This window comes from Rhodoblastus sp. (assembly GCF_041915505.1).
Lineage (GTDB): Bacteria > Pseudomonadota > Alphaproteobacteria > Rhizobiales > Beijerinckiaceae > Rhodoblastus.
This window is the reverse complement of sequence record NZ_JAYSBG010000132.1, coordinates 1-9,229: the sequence shown is the minus strand read 5'-3', so window position 1 is coordinate 9,229 and position 9,229 is coordinate 1. Positions and strand designations below refer to the sequence as shown.

The window sequence follows — 9,229 nt, the reverse complement described above, 5'->3', positions numbered from 1 at the left end:
CGCCACCCCGAAGCGCGCCAGATTCCAGGCCTGGTGCTGTTTCGCTGGGACGCGCCTTTGTTCTTCGCCAATGCTGAATTTTTTCGTGAACGGGCGCTGGCGGCGGTGGCGCAGGCGCCCAGTCCGGCGCGCTGGCTGGTCATCGCGGCCGAGCCCGTGACCAGCGTGGACGTCACCGCCGGCGATGCTCTGTCCGAACTCGACGCGACGCTGCAGGAATCGGGCGTCGAACTCTGTTTCGCCGAACTCAAGGGGCCGGTGAAGGACAAGCTTCAGCGGTTCGGCCTGTTCGCCCAGTTCGGCGGTCAGAATTTTTTTCGAACCATCGGCGAGGCGGTCAGCGCTTATCTCGATAGCCACGACGTCGATTGGGTGGACTGGGAGGACCGCGAATAGCGCCCCCAAGTAGCGCCCCCATGATTCGGGAGGACGGCGATGAACTGGTTGCTGATCTTCATCCCTGTCACGCTCGGCCTCGAATATTTCGCGCCGAGCCGGTCCATTCTCGTCTTCGCCGCCTCCTGCCTCGCCATCCTGCCGCTCGCCGGCTGGATGGGCGAGGCGACCGAGCGCTTGGCCTCGCGGCTGGGCGAGGGCGTCGGCGGATTGCTCAACGCCACATTCGGCAATGCGGCCGAACTGATCATCGCGCTCGCTGCGCTTCGGGCCGGGCTGACCGATGTCGTCAAGGCCTCGCTGGCGGGTTCGATCATCGGCAATATTCTGCTGGTTCTGGGCGCGGCCATGTTGGCCGGCGGGCTGCGTCATCACGAGCAGCATTACAATCCAGCCGGCGCGCGCGCCCAGGCGGCCATGCTGACGCTGGCGGCCATCGCGCTTGTCATCCCCGCCGCCTTCCGCATCGCCTCGGGCGCGACGGCGGAGGGGCTGGGCCGTCTCAGCGTCGCGATCGCAATCGTGCTCATCCTGCTTTACGCCGCTTATCTCGCTTTCGCTTTGGTCACCCATAGCGCTCTGTTCGCGGGAGAGCGCGAAGCGGAGGAGACAAGCGAAGCGCCCCAATCGGTCGGGCGGGCGCTGGCGATCCTGACGGCGGCGACCATCGGCGTGGCCTGGATGAGCGAGATCATGGTCGGCGCCATCGAGCCGACCGCCCATGCGGTGGGGCTGAGCAAGGCTTTCGTCGGCGTCTTTCTGGTGGCCATTGTCGGCAATGCGGCCGAACACGCCACCGCGATCCAGGCGGCGCTGCGCAACCGCATGGACCTTTCGCTGTCGATCGCCATTGGCTCCAGCGCGCAGGTCGCCCTGTTCGTGGCGCCCGTGCTGGTCCTCGCCAGCCTGTTCGTTGGCCCCGCGCCGATGGATCTGGCCTTTCCGGGCGGGCTGGTGCTGATGATCCTGCTCGCCGTGCTGATCACCGGCCAAGTGGCCGGCGACGGCCGCTCCGATTGGCTGCGCGGCGCGCAATTGCTCGGAGTCTATCTGGTCATGGCGCTCAGCTTCTTCTTCCTGCCCGGATCGCCGGTCGCGCCTTGAGCCTTATTCGGTTGCGGTCTTCGGTTTGCGGACGGCGCGCGGGCGCGGCGCCGCGACTTCCGGCGCTTCGGCTTGCGCGGGCGTCGCGCCGAGCAGCGCCTCGACCTCGGCAAGCCGGCGCTGGCCTTCCTCCGGCGGGGCGCCGCGCGCCGACATCATCAGATGCAGCGCCTTCAGCGCCTTGTCGGCGTCGGCGCTTCCGGGGGGCGCCAGTTTCGGCAAGGCGGCCATGGCGCGATCGGCGTCGAGCGCGACCAGTTGCAATTGTTCGCGGAACACGTCCTTGAAGCGCTGCGTGTCGAGCCTCTCGCCGGCCTTGCGCGATTCGCGGATGATTTTCAGCATATTGTAGCCGCGTTCGTCGATCGTGCCTTCCGGCAGCCGGATATAGATCAGCGCGCGCAAAAAGGCCTCTTCCAGCCCGCCCTTGTCGAACAGATGCTCCAACCGGGCGCGCAGATGCGCGGCTTCCGCCTCGCTCTTGAGGTCGCGCGCGGCGCGGCGGCTTTCGGCGCCCTGTTCGCCGCCGAGTCCGATGGCGGCCTGCAGCCAGGGCGAGGCATAGGCGTTGAGGAAGAAGGCTTCGGTCATGGCGTCGCGCAGGGCGCCGGCGGATTCGAGCCAGGTCGTGATCCAGGCCGAGCCGATCCGCTCCAGCGCGAGATAGGGATTGTCCTCGGCGACCGTCTTGCGATGGGCGCGGACTTCGTTCGCGGCCTGTTTGATCGGCGCCATGGCCGGATTGCGGTCGGAAAAGCTGGCGAAGCGCAGCCGATAGGGATGAGTCTCGCGCAGGAACGAGGCCGTGGTTTCATTGGTCGTCGCCCGCACGAAGGGGCGCAGGAAGGTCTGGTAGAGGCCGAGATTGATCTCCGACACCCGCGCGGCGGCGGCGAAACGCTTGTTGTCGAGTTCGTCATTGACGCCGAAGGCGCGAATGTCGTCGAGCGTGCGCCGTTCGAGCCGGAACAAATAGTCGCCCTTGATCAGCGCGCGCTCGCCTTCGACCTTGTCGGCCTCCACGATGACCGCCTCGTAGAGGCCGGGCGGCAGCACCTCGATCAGATCCATGAAGGAGACGAATTCGGCGTGCTCCTTCTGCGCCACCTGACCGGAGACGAAAATGCCGAGATGGCCGATGCTCGGATGCACGGAATAGATGATGGTCTGGCCATGGGCGACGATGTCGTCGATCGTGTCGTAGAGATCGAGGATCCAGTCGAGAGCCTGCTGCGGCGGGGTGATATTGTCGCCCCAGGAGCAGAAACAGATGATCGGTGATTTGATGTCGCGCAGGTCGATTCGCGCGCCGTCGGAGGTGCGGATCAAGCCGGCGGCGAGCTTGTTGCCGACGAAGAGATTATCGGCGATCCATTGCATCTCGCCGGCGTTGAGCAGGACCGGGCTGCCCCACCAAGTCTCGAAATCGAGGAAGCGCTTCGCTTCCGTATCGACCTTGGCGTAGAGATTATACGGCTTGCTCCAGTAGGTATTGGCGAGATTCATCGATTCGAAATTGGCGACCAGATAGGCGCCGTCGAAAATGCCGGCGCCGAGATCGCCCGAAAGCGCGGTCAGCCAGGTGCCGCCGAGCAGGCCGCCGAGATAGCGCAGCGGATTCTTGCCATGCACTCCGGCCCAATAGGACAGGGGCGAGCCGGCCAGCATGATCGGCCCGGCGAGATCGGGATTGAGCGCGGCCATCATCATCACCTGCCAGCCAGCCTGGCAATTGCCGATGACAATGGGCTTGCCGTCGGCGTCGGGGTGAAGTTCGGCGGCTTTCGCGATGAAGGCGGCCTCGGCGCGGCAAACGTCCTCGACGGTCTGGCCCGGAACGGGATCAGGCAGGAAGCCGACGAAATAGCAGGGATGGCCGGCCGCGAGCGCCGCGCCGATCTCGCTATGGTCCTTCATCCCGCCAATGCCGGGGCCGTGGCCGGCGCGCGGATCGACCACCACGATCGGCGGCTTGCGCGGATCGCTGGGGACGTCTTCCGGCGGCGTTACGCGCGTCAGGCCGTAATTGACCGGCCGCTCCAGCTTGCGGCCGTCCATCACCAGCGTGACCGGGAAGGTCAGAACATTGGGCGCCGTCATGGCGGCATGGGTGAAATGGTTGTCGCCGCGCTGGCGCAGCACGTCGAGGCTCAGGACCCAGCGTTGGGCGGCGTCCGTCCAATAGTCCTGCAGGGCGTTCGACGGGATCTTCTGCTCAGACATCCTTCCCCTCCCTTTAGTCGTTTCAAGCCTTGGCCGCGCGCGCAAGCTCGGCGCGGCGTTCGGAAATCATCCGGCCCAGATAATCCACCGCGAGCGCGATCGGCGCCGTCTTCTGCTCTTCGACGCTGCCTTCGACGACGTCATGGGTGAAACGTTCGACCGCCAGATCGATCCGCGCGCGGATTTCATCGAGCTCCTGTGTCGTTTGCGCCGATTTGATCAAGGCGATCACTTCGGGGACTTTCGCCAGCAGGCTCTCGCTGGTCTCATCGTGGCGCGTGAAACCGAGGAAACGCAGCGACGCCATGACGGCGGAGGCGATTCCGCCCAGCAGCAGCGGCCCGTAATAGAGCCAGTCGCCATATTGTTCGACGAGGCCGGTTTCCTCGCCGTCATAATAGACCTGCGCGCCGGGATGAACCGGAATGACGGCGTCCTTGTCGACGCTCGCCGCCTTGACGAGATTGGCGACGGCCGTATCGGCGGCGATGCGCTGGCGGTTTTCGAACAGGTTGCGCGTCAGTTGGCCGATAGTCCGGTCGGACAAGCCACGGTCGGCGAGCAGATAGGTCGATGTGCGCAGGGTGGCGACCTCCTCGGCGGGCGTGGGCGGCGACGCGCCGAACAGGCCGGCGGGGATCTCGCCGGATTCATAGACTGGCGAGGCCTCGGCGATGGCGTCGCCCTCGTCGATCGGCGTGATCGCGAGCGCCTTGCCCATGGCGCGCCGGGTCGTCGACCAATTGTCGGCCACCGTAGCGCTCCGCGTTGTCGGCGCGACGAACAGCAAGGCGTCGACCTTGCCCTCGCGAAAGGCCGCCACGATCTCCGCAGGCGTGGGCGGCAGAGCGACGACATTGGGATCGGCCCGGTAATGGCGGCGCAGAGTATCAATCAGGACGTCATTGGCGTGGGGCGGCCCGATCACGCCGAGGCTCTTGCCTTTCAGGCGCGCGAATGTGTCGATCTTGGCTTTTTCCGGCGCGACGATGACCACCGGATCGCTGTGCAACACCGCAACCGCGCGCATTTTTTCCGACGCGCCGAGGTCGATCCGCGCCACCGCCAGAGCGACCTCGCCCTTTTTCAGCTTTTCGAGCGATTCCGCTGGGCCGGAGGTCGGAACCGCCTTGAGCCGCAGGTGTCCGCCATCCGCGGCGAGCACCCGGCTCCAGGCGGCGATGAAATCGGAATCGTCGGAATTGGCCGGCCCGACCGCGACGGCCAGGATCTTGGGCTGGGACAGGAAGCGCCAGGCCGCCGCGCCGAGCCCCAGCGCGAGAACCAACGCGATCAGCGCGACAATGCGGCGCTGGAGATTGCTCAAGCCTCGCCTCCGATTCCCAAGCCTGGCCCAAGCGCGCCCGCGCGCCGGCGGCGTCCCGCCGGCCGCTTCATTGCAGGCGCGTCGGATCCGGCAGGATCATCACCACGACAGATAGAGGCCGACGTCGCCGGGCACGCCCTCCGGCCAGTCGACGATCAGCGCCGAGAGCTTGTAGCCGAGAGGCTGGAGCTTGTCCTTCCAGGTCAGATAGGCCTGACGCGGGAGGCCGGTGAGCGTGTCGGGCCAGTTTGGTTCGGCCATATTGATGGCCCGGCCGTGGTCTGTGCACAATTCGGAAGGGAAGCGGCCCATCAGCAATTGGCTCTGGCCGGCTTCGGCGGCCGCCTTGACGCGCAGCAGGAAGCTGCGGATGCGCAAATCATCGATCGGCTTGTCCGATCTCAGCCGCTCAAGCAATTCTTGCTTGGCCTGGTCGGCGCGGTTCTGCGCCTCGATCGATTTCTTCGCCTTGGCCAGTTCGACGTGAGTGACATAGGCCTTCAGTTCCTTGACCGACATGAAGACGTCGTCGTCGGACAGGTTTTCGAGGCTCGATTTGGGATTCTCTGACATTTTGGATGCTCCCCGTCGGAACGCCGCCTGGTCCGCCCCTTCCCGAAAGGCGTACTTGCCCGTTTAGACTGTTCCGGCTAGTCAATAGGAGCAATGACGTCGATCAAAGGTCAACCCCTGCGATTTTCTCAGGTGGCGCTCACACGAATGAAAGATCGATGGTCTAGTTTTCCCCACCCCATCTGTTTGCCGGCGATTCGCGCTCACCGCGCCCCCGCCAAAAATTCCGGAGGACAAGGAACGATGGCCGCCCATTCCCGCTCCCTGAAGGTCCTATCCGGCCGGCGTGTCGGCGTGGTTCCGGCCGTCGCGGCCGCCGTGCTGATTTCCGCCGTCGCGGCTTTCGCGCAGACGCCGGCGCCGGTCCGCGTGGGCGTCGCGCCCGCCGTGACCAAGGAAATTTCCAAGGGCGCGGATTTCGTCGGCCGCGTCGATGCTGTGGAAAAGGTCGAAGTCCGCGCCCGCGTAAAAGGCTATCTGCAATCGGTCGCCTTCCAGGAAGGCCAGGCGGTCAAGATTGGCGAGCCGCTTTATGAGATCGAGCCCGACCTGTTCAAGGCCGATGTCGAACAGGCGCAGGGCGCGCTCGAACGCGCCGAAGCGTCCAAGACGCTCTCCGAAATCCAGTTGAAGCGCGCGGAAGAACTGCTGACCAAACAGGCCGGCACGGCGGTGCAGCGCGATCAGGCGGCGGCGCAGGACCAGCAGTCCGCCGGCGCGGTGCTCAGCGCCAAGGCCAATCTCTCGACCGCCCAGATCAATCTCGGCTACGCCTCGATCACCTCGCCAATCAAGGGCCGCATCGGCCTGACCAATGTGACGGCCGGCAATGTCGTCGGGCCGGACAGCGGCGTGCTGGCGACCATCGTCAGCCAGGATCCGATGTATGTGACTTTCCCGGTCAGCCAGCGCGAATTCCTGCGGGTGACCGGCGACGCCAAGACAAGCCTCGACAACACCGGGGCGAAGCTCACTTTCGCGGACGGCACGACCTATGGCCAGGCCGGCAAGATCGATTTCGTCGACGTCAAGGTGGACCGCTCCACCGACACGATCACACTGCGCGCGGTGTTCCCGAATCCGGACGAGCGGCTGCGGGACGGCCAGCTCGTGCGCCTGCAACTGGCGAGCGACGCGCCGCAGAGCCGGGTCGTCGTGCCGCAGGCGGCGCTGCTCGCCGACAAGGACGGCGTCTATGTCTTCGTGGTGGAGGACGGCAAGGCGGCTGTGCGCCGTCTCAAGGTCGGCGGCGAGAGCGGTTCCGACATGGTGGTCGAGAGCGGCCTTTCCCCCGGCGATGTCGTGATTGTCGAAGGCTTGCAGAATGTGAGGCCCGGCGCGCCGGTGACCGCTTCGCCCGTCACCCAGAACCGGAGCTGAGTCCATGTTCTCCGCCCTTTTCGTCGATCGGCCGCGTCTCGCGATCGTCATCGCGATCGTCACGACCATCGCGGGCCTCCTCGCTTTGCTGTCGATCCCGCTGGCGCAATATCCCGACATCGTGCCGCCTCAGGTGTCGGTCACGACCTTCTATCCGGGCGCCAATTCCAAGATCGTGGACTCCACCGTCGCGCAGCCCATCGAGGCGCAAGTGGTCGGCGTCGACAAGGCGATCTACATGAAGAGCGTGAGCGGCGACGACGGCAGCTACACGCTTACGGTCTCGTTCGAACTGGGCACCAATCCCGACATCAACGCGGTCAATGTCAACAACCGCGTCCAGATCGCGCTGGCGCAATTGCCGCCGGAGGTCCAGAAACAGGGCATTACGGTCAAGAAAAAATCCTCGGCGCTGCTCGGCGTCATCGGCATCTATTCGCCGAAGGGGACCAAGAACCCGCTGTTCCTTTCCAATTTCGTCACGATCAACCTGCTGGACCAGATCCGCAGCACGCCCGGCGTCGGCGACGCCACTTTGTGGGGCCCGCAGGATTACGCCATGCGCGCCTGGGTTCTCACCGACCGCCTGACCGGCCTCGGCCTCACCACGGCGGACGTCATCAACGCCATCCAGTCGCAGAACGTCCAGGCGGCGGTCGGCCGCATCGGCGCGCGTCCCGCGGCCGACGACCAGCAGATCCAGCTCAACATCCAGACCAAGGGCCGTCTGACCTCGGTCGAGGAATTCGAGAATATCATCATCCGCACCGCCGCGGACGGCTCGATCCTGCGGCTCAAGGACATCGCCCGCGTCGAGCTGGGCGCGGCCAATCTCGACCGCGACACGTTCTTCAACGGCTCGCCGGCGGCGGCGATCGCGATCTACCAGACGCCGGGCGCCAATGCGCTGACCACGCTCGACGCGGTGAAGAAGCAGATCGCGGCGCTGGAAAAGAATTTCCCGGACGATGTCGCCTGGAAGGTCACCTATGACCCGACGGTCTTCGTCACCGACACGATCCACGAGGTGCAGAAGACGCTGATCGAGGCCTTCATTCTCGTCGTCCTCGTCGTGTTCTTCTTCCTTGGCAGCTTCCGCGCCACCCTCATTCCGACGCTCGCCGTGCCGGTCAGCCTGATCGGCGCCTTCATCGCGCTCAAAGCGGTCGGCTATTCGGCCAATACGGTCTCGCTGCTCGCGGTGGTTCTGGCCATCGGCATCGTGGTCGACGACGCCATTGTCGTGGTCGAGAATGTCGAGCGCGTGATGGAGGAGGAGCCGGATCTCACTCCCGCCGAGGCCACCAAAAAGGCCATGGCGGAGATCACCGCGCCGATCATCGCCATCACCCTCGTGCTGATGTCGGTCTTCGTCCCGGTCGCCTTCATTCCCGGCATTTCCGGCGAATTGTTCCGCCAGTTCGCTGTCACTGTCTCGGTCGCCATGTTCCTGTCGGCGGTCAACGCGCTGACGCTGTCCCCGGCGCTCTGCGGCGTGCTGCTCAAGCGCCATCATGGCCCGCGGCGTGGAATCGTCGGCTGGGTCATGCGCTCGATCGACTGGGTGCGCGACCGCTATGGCGCCGTCGTTGCGCGACTGGTGCGCGTCTCGGTCATCGGCCTCGTCATGGTCGGCGTCGCCAGCGCGGGCGTCTGGGCGCTCGCGAAAAAGACGCCGACGGGCTTCCTGCCCGAGGACGATCAGGGCGCCTTCTTCGTCGTGGTTCAGCTTCCCGGCGGCGCGTCGCTCAACCGCACCAATGACGTGGTGCGCCAGGCCGAGGCGATCCTCAAGGAGGAAAAGGCGATCGAGGATTACACCTCGGTGGTCGGCCTCAATTTCATCGATTCCTATTCGCAGCCGAACTCCGCCTTCATCGTCGTGACGCTGAAGCCCTTCGAGGAGCGCCGCGACAAGTCTGAATCCGCCCAGGCGCTCATCAAGAGCCTCGGCCAGAAATTCACCGCCATCACCGGCGGCACGGTGGTGGCGCTGGCGCCGCCGCCGATCATCGGCCTCGGCACCGGCGGCGGCTTCACTTATGTCGTGAAGGACACCGGCGGCGCCGATCCGAAGGAGCTGGCGCAGGTCGTACGCGGCCTGACCATCGCCGCCAATCAGGATTCCAGGCTGAACCGGGTGTTCACCACCTTCTCGGCGACCAATCCGTCGATCTATCTCGATATCGACCGCGACAAGGCGCAGATCCTCGGCGTGCCGCTGAG

At 65.4% G+C, this 9,229-nt stretch carries 7 protein-coding genes; 4 read left to right on the top strand and 3 right to left on the bottom strand.

Features of this window, described 5'->3' with window-relative positions; all coding sequences use genetic code 11:
* A partial coding sequence (locus tag ACE3S9_RS10060; protein WP_374546323.1) for a sodium-independent anion transporter occupies positions 1-396 on the top strand: 396 nt, incomplete at its 5' end.
* 39 nt (positions 397-435) lie between these two features.
* Complete coding sequence (cax, locus tag ACE3S9_RS10055; protein WP_374546322.1) at positions 436-1,500, top strand: calcium/proton exchanger; 1,065 nt, start codon at positions 436-438, stop codon at positions 1,498-1,500.
* A gap of 3 nt (positions 1,501-1,503) precedes the next feature.
* Here the strand turns inward: cax and ACE3S9_RS10050 are convergent, their stop codons facing one another.
* From ACE3S9_RS10050 to ACE3S9_RS10040, 3 genes are all read right to left on the bottom strand, one after another.
* On the bottom strand, positions 1,504-3,723 hold the full coding sequence (locus ACE3S9_RS10050) for a DUF3141 domain-containing protein (RefSeq protein ID WP_374546321.1): 2,220 nt from the start codon (positions 3,721-3,723) through the stop codon (positions 1,504-1,506).
* A 22-nt stretch (positions 3,724-3,745) separates the two neighbouring features.
* On the bottom strand, positions 3,746-5,050 hold the full coding sequence (locus ACE3S9_RS10045) for a TAXI family TRAP transporter solute-binding subunit (protein WP_374546320.1): 1,305 nt from the start codon (positions 5,048-5,050) through the stop codon (positions 3,746-3,748).
* A gap of 99 nt (positions 5,051-5,149) precedes the next feature.
* The gene (locus ACE3S9_RS10040; RefSeq protein WP_374546319.1) at positions 5,150-5,623 is read right to left on the bottom strand and encodes a hypothetical protein; all 474 of its coding nucleotides are present in this window, start codon (positions 5,621-5,623) and stop codon (positions 5,150-5,152) included.
* 243 nt (positions 5,624-5,866) lie between these two features.
* On the opposite strand from ACE3S9_RS10040, the gene ACE3S9_RS10035 reads away from it, so the two are divergent.
* Both ACE3S9_RS10035 and ACE3S9_RS10030 read left to right on the top strand, forming a co-directional pair.
* Positions 5,867-7,003 carry an efflux RND transporter periplasmic adaptor subunit gene (locus tag ACE3S9_RS10035; protein WP_374546318.1) on the top strand — a complete coding sequence of 379 codons (1,137 nt, stop codon included), beginning with the start codon at positions 5,867-5,869 and terminating at the stop codon, positions 7,001-7,003.
* Between the two features lie 4 nt (positions 7,004-7,007).
* A partial coding sequence (locus ACE3S9_RS10030; RefSeq protein WP_374546317.1) for an efflux RND transporter permease subunit occupies positions 7,008-9,229 on the top strand: 2,222 nt, incomplete at its 3' end.